We start from the raw sequence: 24,651 nt of genomic DNA, 5'->3' as shown, positions 1-24,651 counted from the left end.
GCGACGATGAGCGCGTATTCTTCGCCCATGTCCGAACCCGCTCGCACCGCCAAGCTGGAGCGCAGGCATGGCCCTTCTGTGGTCGTCCGTCTTGTTGTTGAAGCGGGCCGCGACGCGGGCCAATCACTCCTTCTCGACGTGGCGAGCGGCGAGCGTCCGCTCATTGGAACGAGCCCTTCCTGCGCGCTCCGACTGCACGACCCTCACGTGTCGCGGCGCCACCTGCTGCTCGAGCCTTCGAGCGACGGTCTGCTGCTGCGCGACGTCGGGTCGACCAACGGCACGACGATCCACGGGGTTCGGATTCGCGAAGCCATCGTCGATATGGGGGCGCGCGTCGTCATCGGTGAGACGACGCTCCGCGTCGAAGCGGCGACGGAGGCCGTTGCGGCTCTGCCTGAGGCCGACGCGTTCGGGCGCATGGTCGGTGCGAGCCGCGCCATGCGACGGCTCTTTGCCATCGGGGAGCGACTCGCGGCAACGAACGCGCCGGTCCTCGTGGAGGGCGAGACAGGGACGGGAAAGACGCTGTTTTGCGAGTCGCTCCACGAGGCGGGGCCGCGAGCGGACCAGCCGTTCTTGGTCTTCGACGCGTCGGCTGTTCCGTCGAACCGCGTGGCGCCGATGATTTTCGGGGACACGAGAGGTGTTGGGCTTCTCCGTGAGGCAGAAGGAGGCACGCTCCTCATCCAGGAGCTGACCACGATCCCTACCGACGTTCAGCGCCGCCTCCTTCACCTCATCGAACGCGGCGAGGTCATGATGCACGACGGCTTCAGGGCCGCGAACGTGCGCCTGATGTTCTCCTCCCGGCCCGACGTGGATGCGGCCGTCGAAGACGGTCGCGTCCGCGAGGACCTGTTCCAAAAGCTGGTGGTTTCCCGTGTCGCCTTGCCCCCGCTCTCGCAGCGCGCGTACGACACCGACGTCATGGCTCGGCTCTTCTGGACGAAGAGCGGGGGCGCGGGCGAGATTCCCCAGGCGCTCCTCGAGCGCTACGCCGGATACTCGTGGCCCGGCAACGTCCGAGAGCTCGAGAGCACGGTCGCCAAACATGCCGCCGTTGGCCTGATCGACGAGGCACCGGTCGTGCCGAGCGAGGCGTCGGGCATGGCCCTCATCGATCAGCTGCTCGAACGCGACCTGCCCATCGCACAAGCGCGAGAGGAGCTGGTTCTCTTGTTTGAGCGTCGCTACGTGGACCGAGTGCTCAAGCGCTACGGAAACGTTCGAGCGGCCGCAGCGGCGTCGGGGCTCGCGCTCCGATATTTTCGAACGTTGAAGGCGAAGTACGGATACGGCGCCAAGTGACGCGGTGGTCGTCGCGAGTCTCCGCTTGTTTGGTCGCGGGAGCGGTTTCCGTCATCGCGGCATGCACGTGGCTTGCGCCCGATCCGGACCGACTCGACCGAGACTTCGGGCGCGTTGACGCGGGCAGCGTGGAGGATGGCGCGGCCCTGCCACGCACCTGCACCGCGGCGCGCCCTCCGCCTAGGCCTGCCGGCAACGAGAACCCGGGAGGACTCTCGTTGAGCTTCGTCGTCTCCGATCTCGCGCTCGCCCGCGCCGACGCCGGCGTTGGCTTCGATCTCGACGAGAGCTGCACCTGCCCCGACGAACCGAGTTGCACGCCTCCCGCGGGCGCGGGCCCACTCTGCGATGATCCCGGCGGCGTCGACAACGGCCTCGACCGAATCTACTCGAGCATCAAAGCGGCCGAGGTCCTCCTCAGCCCCACAAGTCTGACGCGACGCCTCGCGGAGGGGCGCGACAACTTGCTCATCCAGCTCGAGAGCTACAACGGCGAGGCTGATGATCCGAGTGTGGATGTCTACGCCATCCGGTCGCGCGGAATGCCCGACCTCGCCGATGGCGGCAGCGCGCGCCCCGCCTTCGACGGGACCGATCCGTTCCTCTGCACCGCAGAGGACGTGGTCCTTTGCGGCGACGGTGGCGTCACGCCTGCGGGACAGCCGCTCCGCGGCTACGTGGCGAGTCATGTGCTCGCGGTACCGAACGTTCTGATCGAACTGGCGTTGGTGCAGGGCTTCGGCGTCCGCGTACGCGGTTCGCTTACGGCGCGGCTGGTGCGTCTCGCAGGCGGCGGCTTTCGCCTCGAAGGCGGTCTTCTCGCGGGGGCTCTCGCGCCCGGCGACCTGCTGCAGGCCGTCGCTCGCGCCGAGTTGGCCGGCAACACCACGTTGTGCGAGACGCCCGGGGCGCTCCCCGCCGTAAGAAACCAGCTGTGTGCTGGTCGCGATGTCCGCCTTCTTGCAGGACCGAAGGGGCAACCGTGCGACGCCGTTTCTGGAGTCTTCACGTTCACCGCCGTGCCGTTCGTCGCGAGTGGGACTCGTCCCAACCCCACGACGTCGCTTTGTGATGCCGCGGTGCCGCTCTCCTGCGACTAGCGCCGGGCGGCACGACCGCGCGCCGCCCACCTGGCCGCGGCGGTCGACGTTGGCTCTCACCCGAGGCCCCGCTGCGCTGGCACCGCACCCCGCCTCCGCGCGGTCTTCTGCGACGAATTGGCAACCGCCACCAACTTCGCGGGGTGGCCCGACCGTTGCTCTCCGTGGTCACCATGAACTGCGACGCGAAGAAGGTGAGCTTGCGTGATTGGGGCGTTGGGGCGATGTCAGCCGCGCTCGTGTTGTGGACGGCGGCTTGCAGCCCGGCGTTCGCGGAGGGCGAAACGTCGCAGGAGAGCGCGCTCGAGGATGCCCAAGACACGACGACGCTTCGGCTCCGCGCGGAGACGCAAGGGTCGGTCAACGTCGCGAACGCCTACTGGATGGCGCGGCTCTCGGCTCTTGCCTATCAAAGCGAGCACGCGCAGCGGACCGCGCTCACGGCCCTCGGCGCGCCCATCGACGACGCGCACTACCGCTTCTTCGATCAGGCGGGCATGCAGGCGTTTTACGTCGCTACCGACCATGCCGCGATCCTCGCGTTTCGGGGAACCGAAGGCGGGAGCCTCCGCGACTTGTGGACCGACGCAGCCGCGCTCAATCGTGTCCAGGCATGGGTCGGGCGAGTGCATCGCGGCTTCGAGGAAGGCACCGAAGCGTTGTGGCACGATGGCGGCCTGGGCGACTTTCTTCGAAGTCGACACGGCTACGATCGGAAAGTCGATGGCCCGAGGCCGAGCCGACTTCCGTTGTTCGTCACGGGGCATAGCCTGGGCGGCGCCCTGGCCACGCTGGCAACGATGCGCTCGCTCATCGATGGGTGCCTCGAGGATCAGAGGGCGACCTTGCCGCGTAGCCTCGGCTGCAAGGATCGCCGCATTGTGGTCACCTCGCTGATGACGTTTGGCGCGCCCCGTGTCGGCGACCCGACGCTCGCCGCCTGGCTCGGAGCGGAGCTGAGCGAGCGAGGCGTCTCCGCGCACCGCTTCGTCAACGAGTCCGACGTGGTGCCGCAGGTCCCGGTGATCGACTACCGTCATGTGGCGCTGCGGAACGACGAGGACGCGTTTCTTCGCTACCTCGACGGCGGCGGTCGTCTCGTGTCGGGCCGCTTCAACGAGAACCGCTCGAGTCGCGTGAGCGATCACGGCATCGAGAAATACGTCACGAAGCTCGCGGTGCTCAGCGGCGGGCGGTGAGCGGCCGGCTTCGCCGCACGACCGCGCCGCCTCGCGGAGGCGCTGCACAGATTGGCGTGCGACCGGGGGCCTTCGCGCGCGGACTCCGTTCGTGGCAACCTATCCCCCTTGGCCCGTACACTCTCGTTGCCCGCGTTTTGTAGGCGCACACCACGCCTCGCGCTCCTCCTTCTCGTGCTCACCCTTGTCTCTTGTGCTGCGCACCCCTCAGCCGATGGTCGCGCTGCCGAAGCGGGGCGCGGCAAAGGCACGGCGGTCGCGCGGCCGATCGCACCGTCGTCGCTCCCGCCACGGAGCGACGATTGCCGCCGCGACAGTTGCTTGGGAATCGCGGAGACTTGCGTCAACGTTGGCGGCTGTGGTGGCCGTTGGGCCTGCGTCGAGTGCGCCAACGCGTGGGTGCACAAGCCGGTCGCCTTCTGTGGCTGCGATGGCGTGACATTCTTCACGAACGTCATCGGCTGCGACACACGCGAGTCCGCGCATCCCGGCGCGTGCCCGTGAGCGCCCCTCGGTCGTTGCGGCCAAGTCGCAAGCCTGGTCCTGGCGCCGCCAGTCTCCTTCGACGCGCGTGACGGTCTCGGTCTACGCTGCTCGCATGCGCGTCATCCCCGCCCGTTCGAAGCTCACGGCCGCCACCACGCTTCTCGTCGCTAGCTTCCTCGTGAGTGCCTGCTCATCGTCCACCACCGGCAGCGACGTCACCAACAGCGGCGTCAGCAGCGGCACTTGTGCCGCAGGCCAGGCGTGCTCGAGCTGCGTCGGCAGCGGCTCATGCGACAGGACGTGGTCCGGCAAAGGTTGCACCCTCGCTTGTGACGGCACCGGCTCCTGCTCGCTGACGTGCGCTCAAGGCGGGTGCACGCTCACGGCGACGGGGGGTGGCTCCGCCGCCCTGAGCTGCGCCGGCGGCGGCTGCACGTTGAACTGCAACGGTACCGGCGGCTGCAGCATCAGCGAATGCCCTTCGGGCACCTGCAGCTGCAAGCAAAGCGGGGCCGGCGCTTGCGCGCCGTGAGCCCATCGGCGCGTGCCCCATGCGTCGTGGCCAGGACGGGTGAACGAGCCGCGCTTGGCTAGTCGACGCGGGTCATGGCGACCGTGACGCTCGTCACGTCTTTGCCATCAACCTTCTCGGTCCGCTCCTCGCGACGGTCCACTCGGAGCTTCGAGCCGGGCGGGCAAAGCACCTCACCCTCGTAGGGCTTCTCGGACAACATTCCGATGAGGGGGCAGGTCTTGTGGGTGATTTGCATGGTGCCCGTCCCGCGAAAGTCTTCCGGGACGCTGCCGTTGGCGCTGGTGCTCAAGAAGGGCGCCTCCACCACTGTGGCGCTCTTTTGGTAGGCAGAGAGGTATTCGGCCTTGGTTCCCCGGTGGACCACAGCCTCCTGACTCGGTGGCAGCTTGTTGAGCGCCGAGGAGAGGACCTTGATGGTGTTCGCATAGGGCCGAAGGGCCTCGAAGGCCGCAGCGGGGCATGCCCGCGGGTGCGCCTCACGGCACAGCGTGGACGACTTCCGCAGCGCTCCGTTCATGGCGTCGTAGATGTTGTCCGTCGAGTAGATCCAAATGGCGACGCGCTCCTCGTCGACGAGGTTCTTGCGCAGCGGGTCGTCGGGACTCAACGGGCCGAAGTCACTCGTGTCGCCGCTGATCTTCCCTGCCACGGCGTTCAGAAACGCTCGGTAGTCGCCGCCCTCTCGGCCGCGGGCACGCTGGTCGACCTCGCTCTTGAACGCCGCGAGGGTTGCGGCGTCCGCGCGGTAGCGTGTCAGGGCCACAGCCTCCTCTGGCGAGAAGCGTGTGAGCGTTGCATCGAACGCCGCGGGAGCGTTTGCCTTGAGGGCACCCTCGTCCTCCACGTCCGCTTCCTCTGGAGCGGACGCGCAAGCGAAAAGCGTTGCCGAAATGACACCAGCGAGAGCGGCTCGGAGCATGTTCGCGACGCTGCACCGGGCGTGCCGCGTGCGTCGCGAAGCGGCGATCCGGGGGGCGTGCCGCGCGGGATCCCGAACTGTGCGCCTCGCCCGCCCGCGGCGGCGCCTAGAGCGTGCTCACGAGCCTGCTCGTGAAGAGAAGTCGCCGCCGCGCCTCAAACGGCGCCACGACGTCGACGCCACCTTCGCCGATCGTTGCCTCGAGGCGACAGGACGAGGGTCAACGTCCAACACTGGATCGGCCCACGGCCGAGGGGAGCGGCTACAGGTCCTCGCAGCGGCACGTGGCGAAGAGGCGCTCCTCGTGACGGTGGCGGAAGCGGGCCTCGGCCTCTTCACCGGCCCGACGTCCTCGCTCGCGAATCGAGGCGCTCCTCGGGCATCGAGCGGGCAAACGAATCGTGGCCCGCCCACGCTGTCACGTTCCGGGGTTCTCCATCGACGCCCACGAGCCTGCACGTTTACGACCCATCATCGTTCGTCGTCATGAGGCTCGCGATGTAGGAAGCGCCGAGGTCGCGACGCCAATGCGCCATCGCTCACGAGTAGTGGTCGAAGCCGGTGCCACCACTGCCATCGAAGCTGCCGCCGTCGAAGGTGCCGTCGAAGCCGCCAGCCTCGGGCGCGTGGGCGTCGACTGGCGCGCCGACTTCACTCGCAGCGCTCGCCGCCGCGTCAGAGAGTGTGCCCGGGTCGCCCTGCTCAATCACTATGTAGCCGCCAACGTCGCCACTCGGGTTCACGGGACCCATGAAATCGGGCGAGCCCGGGAGACTTGGGGCAAACGGTGTGAACTCCGTGAACGTCCCGCCGACGCTCGTGCCGTCGCTGTACCCTTCCAGCGTGAAGAGCGTGAGCTCGCCCACCGCGCCGAGGTCGCTGCCCGAGGTCGCGACGGTTAGGGCAACGTCACCGCTAGGGTCGACTTGGCTGAGATCGCCCATTGGGTTCCCGAGAGGAGCAGGCGCGGCGGCGGGCCGTTGGGCGGCGGCGTCGCGGGCGTCGAGAATGGTGTCGTCGACGTCGGGGTGAAACGGCGTGTTCGTCGAGGGTGAATCGCGAAGAATGGTCTCACGAAGCTCCGCTTGATACCGGTTCATCTCGGCCTGGTCGCGAGCCCAAGATTCGGCGTTGCGCTCGTAATTGTTGAGCTCCGCGGGCGTATTGATGGTGCGGGGCGTTTGGTCCGGCCACGCATCGTTGGAAGCGTCTAGGTCGCGGTCGAAGCGAGCGAAGGCGCCCGGTGAATCGAGCGGCGTCCGGGCGTCTTCGACGTTGGCCGAGTCGCGGTTGCCTTCCCAGCGCAACCCGCCAGTGACCTCTCCAAGGGTAGCGTCGTCCAGTTCGGCGAGTGCCCCAGGAGCGAGCGCCGACAGTGTCCCGCTTGCGGTGAGCTTCAAGTTGACGTCCTCTGCTTGGCGGGCGCCCTTCGCGGACGGCCCGGCGAAACAATCGGTGCGGCGCAGTCCTGTCGAGCACCCTTCGCCGCTACCGACGTCCGTCGCACTCCAGGGGTTGGGGCCAAATCACTGAGCATCGATTCGTTGGTCATGGCGGTCCGTGCTGCAGCCGCCATGCCGCGAGCGAACCGCGACTTTTGCCGCGGTATTTTCGTGGATACCTCGTGATCCAGTGCAAGCGCTTGTCGTTATCGGCGAGTGGCGTTGCCGCCGGCAACCCAAGGGGCACGCGTCATCAACGCCGCCGTTGCACTGATCCCCACGGTCCACCCCCGGCGCACCGCGAACCGTTCTTCAGCAGCGCGCGCGCCACGGGCGCTTACGTAAGCATCGCTGCGAAAACACGACGCGCGCCCGCGAGGCCTCTGACGCCCCCGCTCGTCGGCCCGCCACAAACTGGGAATCGCTTGGCCCCTCCGCCTACGCTTCCACTTGGCGCGCCGCCCTTCGCGAGCGCACCTGGAGCGAGTCACATGAAGCGTAGCCCCAACGTTGCTCTCGTCCGCTGGATGGCCCGTCGCGCCGCCGCGTTCACGTTGGCAACTGCACTGCCCCTCTACGCGATCAGCGCGAGCGCGGCACCGGCGCCGAATCACCTGAAAGAAGTGCGCGTCGAAGAGACGCGCGACGGCGCTCAGGAGATCGTCGTCGTTGGCACGCAGGGCTCGACCTACAGCGCCCGCCTCGAGGGAGGCGGCAAGCGTCTGCTCGTCGACCTCGCCGGCACCGACACGGCCAAGGCCATCGAAGCCGTCACGCCGAAGACCGGCGTTGTCGGCGGGGTCATGGCCACGACCTTCGGGGAAGGGGACGCGCGCTCCACGCGCCTCACCATTCACCTTAGAGACAAGGTCACCTACCGCATTCGCCCCGACGGCGCGACGCTTCGCATCGCCCTCTCGCCGGCCGCCGAGACCAACGCGGCGCCGGGCAGCGCGCAAGCGAAGACCGGCTCCGATGACGGCCAGCTCTCGCACGTCAAATTCGATCGCGGCTCCGGCCGGAGCCCCGAGCGCATCCTCGTCTCCGTCAGCGGAAGCCCGACCTACGCCGTCACGCAGCTCCCCGACAAGCGCCTCCGCCTCGAGATCCGCAAGACCCGCGTCCCCGAGAGCGAGAAGCGCACGATGGACGTCGCGTCGCTCAAGGGCACCGTGAAGAGCATCAGCATCTTCGACGATCCGTCGGCCAGCGCGGCCATCGTCGAGGTTTCGCGCGACGGCGACTCGCAAGGCTCCGTGAGCATCGAGGACGGCAAGCTCGTCTGGGCCTTCGACGCGCCCACCGGGACCGTGGGTAAGGGCGTCCGCCGCACCGTGACGGTCGCGCGGGAAGAAGCGCCCGCCGACGTGCCGAAGATCGAGACCTCGATTCGTCCCGAGATCTACGTCGAGACCGAGAAGGGCGTTCAAGCCGGCTTCACGCAGGGTGTTGCTGGCCAGGTTGGCGGCGAGAACCGCCGCTTCGCCGGTCGACGCATCGACCTCGATCTCAAAGACGCCGACATCCACAACATCCTTCGGCTCCTCGCCGACGTGGGTCGCGTCAACATCGTCACCGCCGACGACGTGCAAGGCAACATCACCATCCGCATGCGCAACGTCCCTTGGGACCAAGCGCTCGACGTGGTGCTCCAGGCCAAAGGTCTCGGCATGGTGCGGCAAGGGAACCTGATTCGCGTGGCGCCGATGTTCACGCTCCAGAAGGAGCGCGAGCTCAAGCTCACGCAACAGAAACAAGAGCTGGAGCTGGCGCCCCTCGAGACGCGCCTCATCCCCGTCAGCTACGCCAGCGCCGACGAGCTGCAAGCGCGCGCGAAGGACTTCCTCTCGCCGCGCGGCTCGCTCGCCGTCGACACGCGCACGAACGTGCTTATCGCCCGCGACGTGGCCGGCAACCTGAACCACATCGAGGAGCTGGTTCGCTCCCTCGACACGCAGACGCCGCAGGTGCTCGTCGAGGCGCGCATCGTCGAGGCCACGAGCCGCTACCTCCGCGACGTCGGTATCCAGTGGGGCGGTGACGCGACCTTCAGCGAAGCCACGGGCAACCCCACGGGCGTCGCGTTCCCGTCGCGCGCGGGCATCTCCGGCGGTAACTACGACAACCTGACGCCGACGGCCGGTCTCTCGCCGTTCCAGCGCAACATCCCGAACCCGAACTTCGCCGTGAACCTTCCGGCCACCGTCGGTACGGGGCAAGGCGGTGCGCTCGGTCTGTCGTTCGGCTCCATCGACAACAACTTCAACCTCGGCGTGCGCCTCTCGGCGGCCGAGGCGAGCGGTATGCTCCGCATCGTCTCGAGCCCGCGCATCTTGACGCTCGACAACCGCGACGCGCGCATCAGCCAAGGAACGCTCATCCCGTTCTCGCAGGTGAGCGCCCAAGGCGTGCAGACGACCTTCCAGGAAGCGAAGCTGCAGCTCCTCGTGAAGCCGCACGTCACCGCCGACGGCTCCGTCGCGATGCACGTTCGCATCAACCGAGACGAGCCCGACTTCAACCAAACCTCGGCCCGTGGCGATCCGACCATCTTGAAGCGCGAAGCCGAGACCGATCTCCTCGTCATGGACGGCCACACGGCGGTCATCGGTGGCATCTTCACGCGCAACACCGGTCGCAACCTCGATCAGGTGCCGTTCTTCGGCGACATTCCGATCCTCGGCGTCCTCTTCCAGCGTCGCCGCGCGAGCGATTCGCGCAACGAGCTCGTCATCTTCCTCACGCCGCGCATCGTCAACCGCGCCGAGGCCCTCGGACGGTAACACGGCGAAGTCGCCGCACGCCCGGCGGCTTCCGTCGGGCGGGTGCGTCAGCGTCGCGGGCGCGGGAGGTTGTACTTCTCCATGCGCCCGACGAGCGCACGGCGCGTGATACCGAGCACCTGCGCCGCCCGCGTTTGGTTAAGGGTTGGACGGCGGCCGCGCGGCGCGCATCTCCGGCGGGAGGTTGTCGACGGTGATGACGCCGCGGGCCTCGATGACCATCCGCTCGACGGTGCTCCGGAGCTCGCGCAGGTTGCCGCGCCACGGCTGACGCTCGAGCGTCGCGATGACGTCCGGTGAGAAGCGCGGCGTCGCTCGCTCGAGCAGCTCGGCGGCGCCGGCCGCGAACAACGTGATGAGGCTCGCGATCTCGCCGTGTCGCTCACGGAGCGGAGGCACGGGCATGCTGACGGCATTGAGCCGCGCATAGAGCTCGGGCAAGAAGGTGCCGTCGGTCGCCGACGTCGCCAGATCGGCGCTCGACGTCGCAATCCAGCGCACGTCGACGGGATGTGTCCCGTTGCCGCCGAGTCGGACCACGGCGCGCTGCTCGAGGACGCGAAGCAACTTCACTTGTGTGGGCTCGGGAAGCGCACCGACCTCACGGAGCACGAGGGTGCCGCCGCGGGCCGCGTCGAGGACGCCGGCCTTGCCGGTGGTGGTGCCCGGAACGGCGCCGGCTTCGTAGCCAAAGAGCTCGCCATCGACGACGTCTTCCGGCAACGCCGCGCAGTCGAACACGACGAAGGGGCCCTGCGTGCGCGGCGATCGATCATGAAGGCGCCGCGCGAGGCGTTGCTTGCCGACGCCTCGCTCGCCGACGATGAGAACGCAGCGCGCGTCGTCGGTGGCTCGGTCGGCCCGTTCGAACAAGGCCGCCATCGGGGCGCTGGTCGCCACGACGGGGGCCGGAGCACGCTTCCGCGGCTTGGTCGATTCGTTGCTCTCGTGGGGGAAGAGGTCGACGAGCACGGCGCCGTCCTCCGGGAAACTTCGAATGTCCGTCGCGACGATGCCCGCGAGCGTCGGGGGATCGTCCTTGAGGCACGACGCGACGGCCTCGAACCACTCGATGGCCGCGGCGCGCGGGATGCCCGGCAGCAAGATCGACATGACGTTCTCGCCGGTCACGGCGAGGGTGGCCGAGGGCGGCGCGAGGCCGACGACGACGGGCAGCCACCGCGCGACTTGTTCGCCGCGCAGGGCACCTACCGTGAGCGGTTGCTCGTTGCCGCGACCCACGGCGAGGTTGGTGCGCAGAAGCTGTTCGAGATCGGTGGCGAGCGCCTCGCGACCGACGGCCCAGCGTGCCTGCGCCGTCGACGGGCCCTCGTAGACGACGGCGATGACGTCACCGAGGGAGAAGAGCTGGCTCAGCGGCAAAACGCACGCTTCGTTGGGAACGAGCGGCTGAACACCGATGCGCGTGCCGTTGGCGCTGCCGAGGTCTGTGAGCGATAGGCCCGAAGGACCGGACGTGAGCGCCGCGTGAAGGCGCGAGACGGTGCTGTCTCTCACGACCACTTGCGCCTCGGTGCCGCGACCCAGGACGTAACGGCCCTGGTGCGGCAGTGAGGCGACCTCGATGGTTTGACCCCCAACGAGAAGGCGCAGGCTCCGAAGGGGGCTCGGTGCCGGGGGGGCGTCGACTCTGTGGGCGGGAGCGTTCAAGGGAGTGATTATCTCTCGGGCGGGGAGCAGGTCACAAGGGGAGCGATGGGCGGTCTCTTCGCGGAGGCTTTCCCGCGCTTGCACGGGTGCAGGGCTAGGGGGTGTCATAGACTCGACACGCTCCCATCACACCACTCACCATCGTCGCCACCTGTGGTCTCGGCGAGGAGTCCATCGTCGGTGATCTCGATCAAGGCATGGCCGTTTGCGGTGGGCTCCCAATTGGAGATTCTCGTCCTCATGGCTGATTCCCTCGTGTCCGGGTGGCGCGGGCGGGCGGTGAGACTGTTTCAGCAAGTGCGTTGGCTTCGCTGCCGTTGGCTACGACGCGAGTCTGCGAGGCGGGAGCATCGCGGTGGCCGCCCAGGCGCGCCAAGATCTGACGCTGAACCTGGGAGAGCCAGGCGCGGAGCTCGTCGTGCTCCTCCGTCGTGAGGTCGCGCCCGCGTCGCGCCGGCGACGGCACAAGTGCAAGGATGGTCGTGTCGAAGGGCGCGTTGGGGGTCATGGGAGGGCCTGGTGCGTCGCCGGCGCGACGGAAAACTTCAGTGCAGCTGACGCGCCAGCGCGCAAAGCGACCAAATTTCAGCCCAAATAGGCGTTGCGCCGGGCGTACCGAACGCCCGCGGTACAACTTGGACCGGCTGCGTACACAGTTGAGCTGAGCACCTCGTTGGGGTGATTGCCGCGCGCGGCGGTACGTTGCCGCACAGGGCTAATCTCGAACCTCCGGGCGGCGATCACGTCTCCAACAGGCGCCACTCCGCCGAACGTCGGCTCTTCGGCGCGGCCCCAAGGGGTCGGCACCATCGTGGCGGCCGTGGCGGTGCCAGGCCCGCAGCGTCTCCGCGAAGTCGGCGTCACCGCTCCTCCGCGCCGCGCCGTTCAGGGGGCGACCACGTCGGCCATGTTGCCTAGGTTGTCGTTGTTGGACAGGTCGGCGCGCTCGATGAGCTCGTTCGCTGCCCAGCGGCCGAGCGCCCCGCCCACCGCGGCGCCGACGGGGCCGCCAACGACTGCGCCCAACGCACCGCCAGCCTGCGACAGAGCGTAGCCGAGCACCGCGTAGCCGACCTCTCTGTCGGCGGAGGGCGTGTGGTCGTAAACCGGATCATGGTAGGGCTGTCGCTCCGGCGCACGCTCCGGCGCCGACGTCGGCGTGCGAGGGCCATCGTCGGCCCACGGGTTGTTGCCGCCTATGACGTAGACCCCGCGCTGCGGGTCTTGCGTGATCGAGGGCTCCGTGGCGGGCGGCAGCGGATCGGGCTCGACGTGAACGCTACCGGCGGAGTTGTAGGCGCCAGCGTCGTTCGGATCGATGTCGAGTGATGCAACGAATGGCTCGTCCGTCACGTCCTGCGATGGGTCCACGGAAGGATCGAAGCCGAGATCACCGGCGGCATCGAAGCCGAGGTCACCGGCGGGATCGAAGCCGAGGTCACCGGCGGGATCGAAGCCGAGGTCACCGGCGGGGTCGAAGCCGAGTCCGCCAGAGGGGTCGAACCAACCTCCTCCTCCTTCGTCAATGGCCACAACGTCGAGGAAGCCGCCGCTGGACTCGGCCAGCACTGCCTCGTCGGTTATCTCGCTCATGCGCGAGTCGGCAGAGCCCTGCGTGGCAGCGGGAAAGAAGGTCTGGATGAGCTTCATGGCGAGTGTTTCTCCGGTTGGCGGGCAACTTCAACGGTGCGTACTTGTGAGGTCGGAGCGCCGCGACGGCCCCCGAGTTGAGCGAGAAGCCCGGATTGCACGGCCGACAGCCAGCCCCGGAGCGCATCGTGCTCTTCCGTCGTGCGGTGACGCGCCCGTCGCGGCGGAGCCGGACGCTTTGCAACGAGGGTCGTGTCGCGGGAGTGGGCGGTGCTGTTCATGACGAAGCCGTTGGAGGCCGGACGGAGACTTACCGTTGCAGCGGTCGGGCCAGGTCACGGACGCCGAATCTTGCGGGCCGAAGTGGCGGTGAAGAGGCGGACCGACCCGCGTCGGTACGATTTGGACCGCCTGCGGCAGCGCGCTCGGGGCGTGGCATTTTATGCGCTTGCCTCGCGAGGCAGGCGATTGCCGGAGGAGGCTTCCCTCGCGAGGCGCCGGCGCAAAGGCGCCCGCTTCGCTACCTAGAGGCCGTGGCCCTTCCGCGGCACGTTATGCTGCTCCCGTGCATCGCACCGCTTACGCAACCCGCGTCCTCGCCGCTGTTCCCGCCTTCGCTGCGCTCGCGCTGCTGGCGGCCACCGCATCCAGCTGCGTGAAGAAGAATCCCGGCCCGCCGCCCCCGCCGCTCGCGTACCCGTATTCCACGCCCACAGCCTACGCGCCGACGTATCCAACGCAGGTGCCCCCGCCGGCGCCGCCTTATGCGCCGCCCGTTGCCACGGGCATTGGCCCCGCCGCGCCGCCGCCCGTTGCGCCACCGCAACCGGCCGGTATCGCGCCGGCGCCTGGCATTCCCTGCGGCAGCGACAACGAAGCGCAATGCCCCTTCGGTCGATGCGTGCGCGGACGCTGTGGTGGATGCTCGACGAGCGCCGATTGCAAGACCGGTGCAGGCTGCATCCCGACGTGGTTCGGCGGGAGCTGCTGGCCCGGTGGCCCCGTTGCGTCGCCATCGCCCGCGCCGCCCCCCGCGCCAGCACCACGTCCCACGCCGCCGCCGGTCGTCATGACGCCCATTCCAGTGCCGGCGCCCACGCCGGCTCCCACGCCGGCTCCCACGCCGTCGCCAAACCCCGGCGACCCCTTCGCCGCGGCCCGCGAGCGATGCGTGCAGCTTACCAACATGTATCGTGCACGCGTTGGCGTCGGGCCCGTGGCCCGCGATCCGTCCTCAGAGGCCTGCGCCGACAACCAGTCGGCGGCCGATGCCCGCACCCGCGTGGCTCACAAGAACTTCGGCAGTTGCCGCGAGTTCGCGCAGAACACCTGCCCCAACTACCCCGGCGAGAACGTCGATCAGGTCATGACGCGGTGCTTTCAGCAGATGTTCGACGAGGGGCCCGGCGGCGGTCACTACGACAACATGACGCGGAAGAAGTACACCCAGGTCTTTTGCGGCTTCGCGCAGCTTGGCGGCGGGCGCTTCTGGGTCAACCAGGATTTTCGCTGAGGGAGCGCGCGGCGTCTCTGTAACCGCGCCCTTTTCGTCCCGAAAATGGCAAACTCGCCGGTCACCGCATGTCGCTCGAAACGCGTTTTCACCGCTGCTCCTGTGTTGGCCTCCACTCCGTCTCCCTTCGCGAAGAGCGCACGGAAGAGCTCGCGCTAGAGCGAAGCGAACGCGCTCTTGCGCGGCCCTTTGGCCTCGCCACGTCGACGCGCCACTTCGAGCCCGACAGGCCCTTCGCCGTCACGCACCTCGCGGCCGAGCTGACCCTCGACTTCGACGCGCGCCGCGTGAGCGGCGAGGTCACACTCTCGCTCCGCCGCGTCGACCCCGCGGCCGCCGAGATCACGCTCGACGCGGTGGGCTTCGAGGCCCCCACGGCGCGCCTCGACGGGAAAGACGTCCCTTGCCACAACGACGGCAAGACGCTTCGTGTGCCCATTCCGGTCCCATTCGCCGAGGGGCGACTCACGGTCAAGTACGCGGCGACGCCGCGCCGCGGTCTCTACTTCCTCGCGCCCGACGAGCACGTGCCGGGACGTCCGCGCCAGGCGTGGACGCAGTGCCAAGACGAAGACGCGCGCCACTTCATCCCGTGCCACGACAAGCCGCACGTGAAGATGACCACGGAGATGCGCGTCACCGTGCCCAACGGTTTCACGGTGCTCTCCAACGGCGCTCTCGCGGCGAAAGACACGCCGGCGCTCGGCGCGTGGACGTTCCACTGGAAGATGGATGCGCCGCATCCGAGCTACCTGCTCACCGTGGTTGCTGGCGAGTTCAGTGAGACGACGGCCAGCGCAGGCGGCGTCCCCCTCTCGTACTTGGTGCCCAAGGATCGCGCCGGCGACGTGGAGCGGACCTTCGGCCGGACGCCGGACATGCTCACGCACTTCGGAGAGCTCCTCGGCGTCCCCTATCCCTGGAACAAATACGCGCAGGTGGTCGTCAGCGACTTCATCTTCGGCGGCATGGAGAACACCACGGCCACGACGCTCTACGAGCACCCGCTCCTAGACGCGCGTGCCGAGCTCGACATCACCTCCGACGACCTCATCGCCCATGAGCTCGCGCATCAATGGTTCGGCGACTACGTGACGTGCCGAGACTGGTCCGAGGGCTGGCTCAACGAAGGCTTCGCGACCTTCATGGAGCACGTCTTTCGCGAGCACCGCCTCGGCAAGGACGAATACGACTACGGCCTCCGCAGCGATCTCGATGCCTATGTGTCGGAGGCGCACGGCCGTTATCGTCGTCCCATCGTCTCGCAGCTCTACGACGCGCCGACGGACCTCTTTGACCGCCACCTCTACGAGAAGGGTGGGCTCTTCTTGCACGTCCTTCGTATGGAGCTCGGCGACGCGCTCTTTTGGAAGGGCGTTGGCGTCTACCTCAAGCGTCATGCCCACGGCGTGGTCGAGACGCGCGACCTCATGCGGGCCCTCGAAGAGGTCAGCGGCCGCAGCTTGGGGCGTCTCTTCGAGCAGTTCGTGCATAGGCCCGGTCACCCGGAGCTCGATGTCACGGTGACCTGGGAGAAGGGCGTCCTTTCGCTCGCCGTCAAGCAGACGCACGCGCACACCGACGATGTCCCAGTGACCTTCGAGCTGTCGTTCTATGTCGATCTCGTCGACGCCGACGGTCGTGAGCGCCGGGAACGCATCGCCGTGCGTTCGCGCGCCGAGACTTTCGCGCTTTCGAGCGCCGAACGACCGGCCTTCGTCGTCATCGACCCAGACTTCCGCGTGCTCGGAGAGGTCTCCCTCAAGGTCCCTGACGACATGCTCCATGCTCAGCTCGCGGGCGCGAAATCGGCGCGCGGCCGCTGGCTCGCGGCGCTGTCGCTCTCGCGCAGCGATACGTCGCTGACCGTGGCGGCCCTCGCCAAGTGCCTCGCCAACGACGAGGAGTTCTGGGGCGTTCGCTCCGCGTGCGCCGAGGCGCTTGGCCGCATTCGCGGCAAGGAGAGCGAAGCGGCTCTCCGCGGCGCCGTGTCCGTCGCTCATCCGAAGGTGCGGCGCGCCGTCTGCGCCGCCCTCGGCGCGTTCCGAACGACGACCGCCGTCGAGGCGCTCAAGCCGAAGGCGCTCAAGGATCCGAGTTACCTCGTCGAGGCGGAGGCGGCGCGGTCTCTCGGTCGCACGCGGCAGACGTCGACCTTCGAAACGCTCGTCGATCTCCTCGAGCGGTCGTCTTGGGCCGACGTGATTCGCGGCGCCGTCATCGATGGCCTCGCGGCCCTTCGTGACGACCGCGCGACGCCTCACCTCCTGGCGCGAACGCGTTATGGCCACAGCACGCGGACGCGTCGCGCCGCCATCGCAGCCGTGCCCAAGCTCATGAGCGATCGGCGCGGTCGCGAGGCCCTGGAGGAGCTCCTCGATGACGACGACCCTCACTTGCGCATGGACGTCGTGCGCGCGCTCGCCGAATACGGCGACACCAAGGCACGGCCGGCGCTAAGGGGGCGCCTCGAGGTCGACCTCGACGCGCGCGTTCGGCGACGCATTCGCGAAACGCTCCGCGACATGGGCGGCGAGGGCAAACGCGCCATGGAGTCACTGCGCGAAGAACTCGAGAAGCTCCAAAACGAACACGCGGAGTTGAAGGCGAAGGTGAGCGCCCTCGCGGCACGCGTCACCCCGGAAGAGCCGGCGGGCGCGGCCAAGGGGGCCGCGACGCAGGCGACCAAGAAGCCCAAGAGCAAGCCCGCCAAGAAGGAAGGCTCACGATGACCGAAGTGCGCGCCGAGCGACGAGGCAAAGTCGCTCTCTTTACGCTCAATCGCCCCGATCGCTCCAACGCGCTCTCGCGCGGCGTCCTGCTCGAGCTCGGGCGCCTCGCCCGCGAAGCCATTGGCGACCCCGCCGTCTCCGCCATCGTGCTCACGGGGGCGGGCCAAAAAGCCTTCTGCGCCGGCGCCGACTTGAAAGAGCGCCAGGGCATGACGGAGAACGATATCCGCGTTCAAGTCGAGCTCTATCGGAGCGAGCTCGGGCCCCTTGATCGCTCACCCAAGCCCGTCGTCGCGGCGCTCAACGGCGTCGCCCTCGGCGGCGGCCTCGAGCTGGCGCTCGTGTGCGACTTGCGCGTGGCCGTTTCGTCGGCGGTGCTCGCGCTGCCGGAGACGACGCTCGGCATCATTCCTGGTGCTGGGGGTACGCAAAGGCTCACGCGCCTCGTCGGTGAGGCCCGCGCGAAGGAGCTCATCCTCTTGGGGCGCCGAATCGGCGCGGCGGAGGCCTTGTCCTTCGGCCTCGTCAATCGCGTGGTGCCCGACGGCGTCGACCTCGTCGAAGACGTGCTCGCTTGGATCGAGCCCATCACTCAGGGCGCGCCCATCGCGCAGGCGGCGGCCCTCGAAGCCATCGATCGCGCCGGCGACACGACCCTCGAGCTAGGGCTCGAGCTTGAGAAGGTGAGCTACGACAAGGTGCTCGTCTCGGAGGATCGCCGCGAGGCGCTGCGCGCGTTTGCCGAGAAGCGAAAGCCCGACTTCAAGGGCCGCTGAGCCGAGCCGAGCGTCCCCAGCGGAGGAGGGCCGGGCGCTCGATGAACACGTAAGACGCGGTGCCTGCGGCGATGGCCAACGCGAGCGCGGCGATGCCTACGAGCGCGCCGTGGAGCCAAGGCGCAGCGGGCATCGGGAGCGCGGCCGCCGCGCGCCTCACGGCTTCGAGGGCGAGCTGATGGAACAGGAAGACGCCGTAGCTGACGACCCCGAGGCCCGTTAGCCATCGCCACCGCGCAAAGCGCTGCACGACGCCCGAGCCCGTCGCCGCAAAGACGAGCCCCGCCAGCGAGAGCGACACGAGCGCGTAAGGCGCGCCGCCGCCGCGGTGCCCGTAGAGCTGCGCGTCGAGGCGAAAGGCGACGAGCAACCCCGCCAGCGACGCGGCGGCGAGGCCATCGGCGTGAAGGCGGGGGAGGCGCGGCCTTCGCGTGGCGAACGCCGCGGCGGTCATGCCGAGAACGAACTGATCGAGTCGCGAACTGATGAAGCGGCGCTGCGAGAGCTCGAGAAGGCCCGGCCACGTTGCCGTCTTCTCAAGGGCGAGCTCGTGGAGGGCGGCGCGCGAGAGCCACGCGAAGAAGAAAAGCGCGATGGCCCACGGGATAGCTCGCGTTCCCGGCGAGAGGACGCGAGGCGCGAGCCAAGGGAAGAGCAGGTAGAAGCTCACCTCGGTCGTCAACGACCAGCTCGCGCCGATGAGAACGAGGCCGCCCGGCGAGAGGTACCCTTGGAGCATCAGCGCATGCGTCGCGAGTGCCGCTGCCGCGTCGCCAGGCGCGAGCGCGACGATGCGTTCTCGAAAAACGAGCGCGGCGGCGAAGACCGCAAGGGCGTAGGCGGGCACGAGCCGAGCGGCGCGACGGCGAAAGAACGTGGCGGCGGGTTGCACGGGCTGGTTCGACGCCGCGCGCGCGAGCCAAGGCAACGACAGCGTGAAGCCCGAGAGGACGAAGAAGAGGTCCACCCCGACGTGAGCGTGTGAGACGGTCGCCTCGACGAGCAGCCCGAGCGGGGAGGGGAGGCGCGAACAGAATTGACCGAGGCTCGGCCGGTAGCCGTCGAGCAGGTGCTGGAGGAACACGGCGAGCACGGCGAGCCCGCGCAAGCCGTCGAGCGCCGGCAAAGGCTCCGTGCCCGCCGAGGTCGTGCGGGCCGAGAGAAGCGAGGCGAGCGAGGGAAACGGGGCCACCGATCGCTCGTTTCGATATCACCGGCGACGAGCCGCTGGCAGGTCAACCGCCTGGTCGCGCCCGATTCCGTTCATCGCGGCTGAAAGTTGCGATAGCGTGCGCGCCGATGTTGCGCGACCGAGAACTCGAAGAGGCCCGTACCCGCATCGAAAAGGGCGGCGCGGAGAAGTACCACAAGAAAAATGGCGAGAGCGGCAAGCTCTTCGCGCGCGATCGCATCGCGCGCATCATCGACGCGGGCACGTTCGTCGAAGACGCGGCCTTCGCCAACAACCTCGACCCCGAGCTCCCCGCCGACGGCGTCATCACCGGCACCGCCAAGGTCGACGGCCGCGTCGTCGCCATCATGGCCAACGACTCGACGGTGAAGGCCGGCTCGTGGGGCAAGCGCACCGTCGAGAAGATCTTGCGTATCCAAGAGACGGCGGAGCGGCTCCGCGCCCCCCTGCTCTACCTGGTCGATTCGGCCGGCGCGCGCATCACCGATCAGATCGAGATGTTCCCGGGCCGGCGCGGCGCCGGGCGCATCTTCTTCAACGAGGTGCGCCTCTCGGGCCAGGTGCCGCAGGTGTGCTTGCTCTTCGGCCCGAGCGCCGCTGGTGGCGCGTACATCCCGGCCTTCTGCGACGTCGTCTGCATGGTCGAAGGCAACGCGAGCATGTACCTCGGCTCGCCGCGCATGGCCGAGATCGTCATCAAAGAGAAGGTGACGCTCGAGGAGATGGGCGGCGCGCGCATGCACTGCAGCGTCTCCGGCTGCGGCGACGTACTGGTGAAGACGGAGGAAGAAGCGCTGGCTTTCGCGAAGCGTTACCTCTCGTACTTCCCGTCGAACGAGGGGCTGCTCCCGCCCGCGGCGCCGCCCCGCGAGCCCCGCTCATCAGGCAAGCGCATCGAGGACATCATTCCGCCGGAGGAGAGCAAGTACTTCGACATGCACGCCGTCATCGGCGAGCTCATCGACGAAGGCTCGTTCCTCGAGATCAAGGCGCTCTTCGCGCGCGAGATGATCACCGGCCTGGCTCGCATCGAGGGGCGCGTCGTGGGCATCGTCGCCAACCAGCCGAAACACCTCGGTGGCACGCTCTTCGTCGACTCAGCCGACAAGGCCGCGCGCTTCATTTGGCTCTGCGACGCCTTCAACATTCCGCTGCTCTACCTGGCCGACGTCCCCGGCTTCATGATCGGCTCCAAGGTCGAGCGGCAAGGCATCATCCGCGCCGGCGCCAAGATGATCGCGGCGGTGAGCGAAGCGACGGTGCCGAAGATCAGCGTCATCTTGCGCAAGGCCTACGGCGCGGGCCTCTACGCCATGTGCGGGCCAGCCTTTGAGCCCGACGCTTGCCTCGCCTTGCCGACGGCGTCGATAGCGGTCATGGGGCCCGGGCCGGCGGTGAACGCGGTCTACTTCAACAAGGTGCAAGAGATCCCCGAGGGCCCCGAGCGCGAGGCCTTCGTGAAGAAGCTCCAAGACGAATACCGCGCCGACATCGACATCATGAAACTCGCCGCCGAGATGGTCGTCGACTCGGTCATCTCGGGCGACCGGCTCCGCGCCGAGATCGCAGAGCGCTTCGCCCGCCTCGAAGGGCGCCGCGACGTGCGACCGCGCAGAAAACACCTCGTTCCGCCAGTTTGATGGCTTTCCGCTGTTGGGTGGGCCGATGACCAGGAGGCTTCTCAACCGGAGCGACGGCTACCCAATTGGAGTCGTCCATGTGGGGGCGCGGCGCGCAACGAGGGCGAAAAGCACGAGTTCCGTGTCGGCACGGTCGGTGCTTGGAGTTGGGCACCATGAAGACCCGCGCCCTGCTCGCAACCCTCGCCGCCCTGACGCTCGCTACCGCTGTCGGATGCTCCTCCGGCACCGAGTCCACGTCCGATGTGGATCAAGGAGCTGTCGAGCTAGCTCATCCCGAGGTTGATGGTAGCTTCTCGGTCCCGCTCAAGGCGGGCGGCGAGACCTACAAGGTCAAGTTCAGCTTCAAGATGTCGGAGATCGATCTCCACGCGAAGACCGTCCTCTGGAACGCGAAGATCACCGACCGGGCCGGGCATCCCAACCTTTGGGACGACGAGAACGTCGCCGGGAAAGTGACCCGCGTGGCGCGATGCCCCGGTTGCTTCACGGCGGAGATGCCCGGCAGCAACGGTCACCCGCTCGCAGTCGTCAACGTGGACGACTGGAAGGTCACCTCCATCAAGTACGAAAACGTCGACGCACGGCTGCTTGCCGATGAGGCACCCGAGCCCGGAGGCGGCGGCTCCAGCAGCACAACCGGCGCCTGCATCATGAACGGCGGCGCTTGTTGGATCTCGGCGGCTGACAAGTGCAACAACCAGGGCATTCCGCCGGAGCAGCCGCGGCCGCGCTGCTGCACGACCTTCGAGTTCAAGGCCGGCGAAGCCTGTCCGCGCTGACAGCGGAGCACGTACGGACGTCGTCTGAGCGGAGACCGCCTCGAGGCGCCGGGAGGTCGTGGGCTCCGTGCTAGCTTCTCGCCAGCATGGAGCCCGTGTCGCGTCGTGCGTTTGGCCTTGGCGTCGCTTCGCTCGCGGCTTGTGGGCGACTCGAAGAACCCGGAGCCCCGCGCGACGACGCAGGGACGTCTCCAGCCGCATTCAATCCGGACGCGCGGCCTTTGTGCGCTTTTCCCGCGTGGCCCGCGCTCGGCGTCGACCCCAACGCGCCGGCGAGGCGAACGCTCTATTCGTGGACGAGCACGGCGCAGGCTGAGCAGCTAGCGGCTGACAAGCAGCTCTACACGCGAACCGCCGATGATCTCGGCCGCGCCGGCTACCTCTTCGAGCTCTTGGCGCAGCGTGCTCGAGGTGGTGACGAGGTAGCGAGGGCGCTGAGTCACGAGGAGTTCCGCCTTGGTCGCTTTTGCTGGACCTCCCCTTGGGCGAGCCAACTCGCCGGCGAGGACTACGGCACGGAGCTCATTCGCATCGACCTTAGTCGCAACTCGCTGTTTGTTCTGGTCGACTCCGAACGCGAGACCTACAGCGCCGTCGACATCGACAATCGCCCCGTCGCCGTGGCCGAGGCGCTCCGACAAAAAGAGCGCGTCGCGGGCATCTTCTTCACCAACGCTGTGGCCGCGCAGTACGGCTGCAACGACACATTTGCTGGAGGCACGCTGTATCGAGAGTTTCACCTGTGCCACATCGCAACCGTTGACTCGTGGTCCCTTGCCACCGAGGAACTCGACGCTGAGCTCGCCGCGAACATCGAATTGCTGCGACCGCTGACGGCACTCGAGCCAAGCCCCTGCATGGTCGAATCATGTGACGATTTGATCCGCCAATGGCGCCGGCCGGCGGTAGAGCCGTTCGAGCGATTCGTATCCTGTCTGATGAGAGTTCCGTACGGAGTGTCTTTTGCTGATTGGATTCGTCGCGCCATCGGACAACTCGAAGTGGCGCGTCGCTCGCGCCGCAATGTTCGGCACCGGCCAAACGGCTGAGCCTTGCGACGCTTGGCGAAGGACGAGGCGGTCGCGTTCGTCGAACGTGAACGCGCGCGGCTGCTGACGGAGACGGAGCGCTGCCTCATGTGCGTGCTCGGGCGCGCCGACCGGGATGAGAACCTTGTGGTGGCGGAAAACGACCACGCCACGCTGCGGCTCAATCGCCTCCCGTCGCGCCGGAGCGAGCTCATGGTCATTCTCCGCCGGCATGCTGAGCAGAACGCAGACGTTCGGCCCGACGAATACCTCGCCCTCTATTCGTTGGCGCACCGCGCCGCGTGCACCCTCGAGCGTCACCGCGGCGCATTGCGCGTCTTCGTCGCCCAGCTCGGCGCACCCGACGAGGTGCTGACGAGCTACCCGCACGTTCACGTCCACGTGCTGCCGCTCTACGAGGGAGGCGACGCGTCACGGCCGGCGCGCGTGTTCTCGTGGTCCGACGCCATCCACGGCTACGACGACGGGGAGGCTGAGGCCGAAGCCGCGTCGCTTCGCCACGCGTTCGGGCGCGAGCCGTAGGCGCCGCCGAGGCGGCTTGTCGTGGTCGCGCAGCGATGTGACTCTTCATCGGACCGAGACTCGGCGATAGGCTCTCCGGCAATGGCCGCGCGCAAGAAGTCGAACCGCTACGAGAAGCGCCTTCTGCAGCTCGCCAAAGACCTCGGAAAGGCCCGCCCCAAAGCGAGACACCGACTCCTCTTCGAGGCCTTTGAGGTCGTGGCCGCAGCCGGCAGCGTGAAGCACGCGAGCGCGCTGCTCGACTGGGCTTACGGTCCGCGCTCGCCAGCGCCTACCGAGGTGGCCACGGCGCTCTCGACGGCCGCCATCGATGGCTTCTGCTACGCGGCGGGCCTCGGGGATCGCACGGGGGGGCTCCCTCGCCACGAACGAACTGTCACGAGCCACGGCCCGCTTGCCGAGCGGGTGCGAGAGGCTGAGCAAACGGTCCGCGGCCGTCTCACCATGAACGCCTACGGCGACGCCATGCCGAGCACCGACGCGTGGATGAACAAGCCGCCGAACGACCGATGGCGAAGCATCGACCGGTGGCGCCGGATCCAACGCCTCGTTCAAGAGGGACGGGAGGCCGACGCGCTCGACCGCCTCGTCTCGCTCCTGGGCGAGCAGAGCGCCGACGAGCGAGGCGCCGGCTACGGCGATGAGCTGGTGCTCGCCCTCGACCTCGCGCTTCGGCTCGGTCGCGAAGAGTTGATCGGGGGCTGGCTAACGCGGCACGGGCATCGCTTTGAGAGCGAGGGCCTCTTGCTTCAGCTTTCACTTTGCCTGCCGCTCGTCGCGGCGAAGCTTGCCGAAGGGCTGCTCCGCGCCACCATCGGCTTGTCGGAGCAGGACCTCGACGCCGCGATGGCGGCGCTCGATGCGGCGTTGACGCTGTCCAACGCCGCGCTGCCGGTGAAGGCCGCGGTCAAGGTCCAGAAGCGTCGCGTGAGCTGCGAGTACAGCCAAGTGCATCTCCAGCCCGAGAGTCTCGACGAAGCCGAGCTCTCGCAGGTGTTCTTCCAGAAACCGGACGACAGCCAGCAGGGCATGTCGCTGTTTCCGACAAAGGTCGGCATCGCGACGCCGAGCGACACCGACTACGTCGACGCCGAGATCACCCTCTCCGACGAGCGCGAACCGGCGCTCGCCGACGTCGTGCAGGCGGTGGCCTTTCCCCTCGTCGTGCGCGGTCCGTTGGTGCTTGCGAGCGTCAGCAGCGACGGCGAAGAGGAGCCGCTAGCGATTCCGCCGGGGACGTACGATGTCTTGGCGCGCTTCGTTCCGAAGAAGGCGCCCAAAGCATCGGCCAGCGCCGGGCTGCGCGTCTTTGCGTTGCGCTTGTCGTTCCACCCCACGATGTCGCTCGGGGCACCCCGGACGCTGCGCGTCGAGTAACGCCAAGGGGCGAGGGGAGCGAGGGGAGCGAG

The 24,651-nt window shown here is 68.1% G+C and carries 20 protein-coding genes; 14 read left to right on the top strand and 6 right to left on the bottom strand.

From position 1 onward, the window contains the following. The first annotated feature begins 27 nt into the window (after nucleotides 1-27). The 5 genes from IPG50_13410 to IPG50_13390 all read left to right on the top strand — a co-directional run bounded on the left by IPG50_13410 (nucleotide 28) and on the right by IPG50_13390 (nucleotide 4,628). Complete coding sequence (locus IPG50_13410) at nucleotides 28-1,311, top strand: sigma 54-dependent Fis family transcriptional regulator (protein ID MBK6693183.1); 1,284 nt, start codon at nucleotides 28-30, stop codon at nucleotides 1,309-1,311. Next, nucleotides 1,308-2,411 carry a hypothetical protein gene (locus IPG50_13405; protein ID MBK6693182.1) on the top strand — a complete coding sequence of 368 codons (1,104 nt, stop codon included), beginning with the start codon at nucleotides 1,308-1,310 and terminating at the stop codon, nucleotides 2,409-2,411. The genes IPG50_13410 and IPG50_13405 overlap by 4 nt, the downstream gene beginning before the upstream one ends. A gap of 143 nt (nucleotides 2,412-2,554) precedes the next feature. Then, nucleotides 2,555-3,610, top strand: a complete 1,056-nt coding sequence (locus IPG50_13400) for a lipase family protein (GenBank protein MBK6693181.1) — start codon at nucleotides 2,555-2,557, stop codon at nucleotides 3,608-3,610. A gap of 174 nt (nucleotides 3,611-3,784) precedes the next feature. Then, nucleotides 3,785-4,114, top strand: coding sequence for a hypothetical protein (locus tag IPG50_13395; GenBank protein ID MBK6693180.1), 330 nt, complete (start codon nucleotides 3,785-3,787; stop codon nucleotides 4,112-4,114). Between the two features lie 94 nt (nucleotides 4,115-4,208). Further along, complete coding sequence (locus tag IPG50_13390; protein MBK6693179.1) at nucleotides 4,209-4,628, top strand: hypothetical protein; 420 nt, start codon at nucleotides 4,209-4,211, stop codon at nucleotides 4,626-4,628. Nucleotides 4,629-4,686: 58 nt separating this feature from the next. Here the strand turns inward: IPG50_13390 and IPG50_13385 are convergent, their stop codons facing one another. Continuing rightward, on the bottom strand, nucleotides 4,687-5,475 hold the full coding sequence (locus tag IPG50_13385; protein MBK6693178.1) for a hypothetical protein: 789 nt from the start codon (nucleotides 5,473-5,475) through the stop codon (nucleotides 4,687-4,689). A gap of 614 nt (nucleotides 5,476-6,089) precedes the next feature. Further along, a complete protein-coding gene (locus IPG50_13380) occupies nucleotides 6,090-6,950 on the bottom strand; it encodes a hypothetical protein (protein ID MBK6693177.1) in 861 nt (286 codons plus the stop codon). Between the two features lie 533 nt (nucleotides 6,951-7,483). On the opposite strand from IPG50_13380, the gene pilQ reads away from it, so the two are divergent. Further along, nucleotides 7,484-9,775 carry a type IV pilus secretin PilQ gene (pilQ, locus tag IPG50_13375; GenBank protein MBK6693176.1) on the top strand — a complete coding sequence of 764 codons (2,292 nt, stop codon included), beginning with the start codon at nucleotides 7,484-7,486 and terminating at the stop codon, nucleotides 9,773-9,775. A gap of 138 nt (nucleotides 9,776-9,913) precedes the next feature. On the opposite strand, the gene IPG50_13370 is transcribed toward pilQ, so the two are convergent. The 3 genes from IPG50_13370 to IPG50_13360 all read right to left on the bottom strand — a co-directional run bounded on the left by IPG50_13370 (nucleotide 9,914) and on the right by IPG50_13360 (nucleotide 13,096). Further along, complete coding sequence (locus IPG50_13370; protein MBK6693175.1) at nucleotides 9,914-11,446, bottom strand: sigma 54-interacting transcriptional regulator; 1,533 nt, start codon at nucleotides 11,444-11,446, stop codon at nucleotides 9,914-9,916. Nucleotides 11,447-11,684: 238 nt separating this feature from the next. Next, entirely contained in the window at nucleotides 11,685-11,954 is a 270-nt protein-coding gene (locus IPG50_13365; protein ID MBK6693174.1) for a hypothetical protein, read from the bottom strand. A gap of 377 nt (nucleotides 11,955-12,331) precedes the next feature. After that, nucleotides 12,332-13,096: a hypothetical protein gene (locus IPG50_13360; protein ID MBK6693173.1), complete on the bottom strand. Its 765-nt coding sequence runs from the start codon at nucleotides 13,094-13,096 to the stop codon at nucleotides 12,332-12,334. A gap of 505 nt (nucleotides 13,097-13,601) precedes the next feature. Between IPG50_13360 and IPG50_13355 the strand changes: the two genes are divergently transcribed. From IPG50_13355 to IPG50_13345, 3 genes are all read left to right on the top strand, one after another. Further along, nucleotides 13,602-14,549: a hypothetical protein gene (locus IPG50_13355; GenBank protein MBK6693172.1), complete on the top strand. Its 948-nt coding sequence runs from the start codon at nucleotides 13,602-13,604 to the stop codon at nucleotides 14,547-14,549. Between the two features lie 68 nt (nucleotides 14,550-14,617). Next, nucleotides 14,618-17,281 carry a HEAT repeat domain-containing protein gene (locus IPG50_13350; GenBank protein MBK6693171.1) on the top strand — a complete coding sequence of 888 codons (2,664 nt, stop codon included), beginning with the start codon at nucleotides 14,618-14,620 and terminating at the stop codon, nucleotides 17,279-17,281. Beyond that, nucleotides 17,278-18,057, top strand: coding sequence for an enoyl-CoA hydratase/isomerase family protein (locus tag IPG50_13345; GenBank protein MBK6693170.1), 780 nt, complete (start codon nucleotides 17,278-17,280; stop codon nucleotides 18,055-18,057). The genes IPG50_13350 and IPG50_13345 overlap by 4 nt, the downstream gene beginning before the upstream one ends. On the opposite strand, the gene IPG50_13340 is transcribed toward IPG50_13345, so the two are convergent. Then, nucleotides 18,044-19,249: an acyltransferase gene (locus IPG50_13340; GenBank protein MBK6693169.1), complete on the bottom strand. Its 1,206-nt coding sequence runs from the start codon at nucleotides 19,247-19,249 to the stop codon at nucleotides 18,044-18,046. The two genes, IPG50_13345 and IPG50_13340, sit on opposite strands and share 14 nt — an antisense overlap. 107 nt (nucleotides 19,250-19,356) lie before the next feature. Here IPG50_13340 and IPG50_13335 point away from each other — a divergent pair, with 107 nt between their 5' ends. The 5 genes from IPG50_13335 to IPG50_13315 all read left to right on the top strand — a co-directional run bounded on the left by IPG50_13335 (nucleotide 19,357) and on the right by IPG50_13315 (nucleotide 24,619). Then, the gene (locus IPG50_13335; protein MBK6693168.1) at nucleotides 19,357-20,889 is read left to right on the top strand and encodes an acyl-CoA carboxylase subunit beta; all 1,533 of its coding nucleotides are present in this window, start codon (nucleotides 19,357-19,359) and stop codon (nucleotides 20,887-20,889) included. A gap of 155 nt (nucleotides 20,890-21,044) precedes the next feature. Further along, nucleotides 21,045-21,671: a hypothetical protein gene (locus IPG50_13330; protein MBK6693167.1), complete on the top strand. Its 627-nt coding sequence runs from the start codon at nucleotides 21,045-21,047 to the stop codon at nucleotides 21,669-21,671. Nucleotides 21,672-21,892: 221 nt separating this feature from the next. Then, nucleotides 21,893-22,720 carry a hypothetical protein gene (locus IPG50_13325; protein MBK6693166.1) on the top strand — a complete coding sequence of 276 codons (828 nt, stop codon included), beginning with the start codon at nucleotides 21,893-21,895 and terminating at the stop codon, nucleotides 22,718-22,720. 12 nt (nucleotides 22,721-22,732) lie between these two features. Next, the gene (locus IPG50_13320) at nucleotides 22,733-23,242 is read left to right on the top strand and encodes an HIT domain-containing protein (protein MBK6693165.1); all 510 of its coding nucleotides are present in this window, start codon (nucleotides 22,733-22,735) and stop codon (nucleotides 23,240-23,242) included. Between the two features lie 81 nt (nucleotides 23,243-23,323). Continuing rightward, nucleotides 23,324-24,619: a hypothetical protein gene (locus tag IPG50_13315; protein ID MBK6693164.1), complete on the top strand. Its 1,296-nt coding sequence runs from the start codon at nucleotides 23,324-23,326 to the stop codon at nucleotides 24,617-24,619. Nucleotides 24,620-24,651: the final 32 nt, after the last annotated feature.

It is taken from the genome of Myxococcales bacterium, from assembly GCA_016703425.1.
In the GTDB taxonomy this organism is placed as follows: domain Bacteria; phylum Myxococcota_A; class Polyangia; order Polyangiales; family Polyangiaceae; genus JADJCA01.
This window is presented reverse-complemented; position numbering and strand designations above follow the sequence as displayed.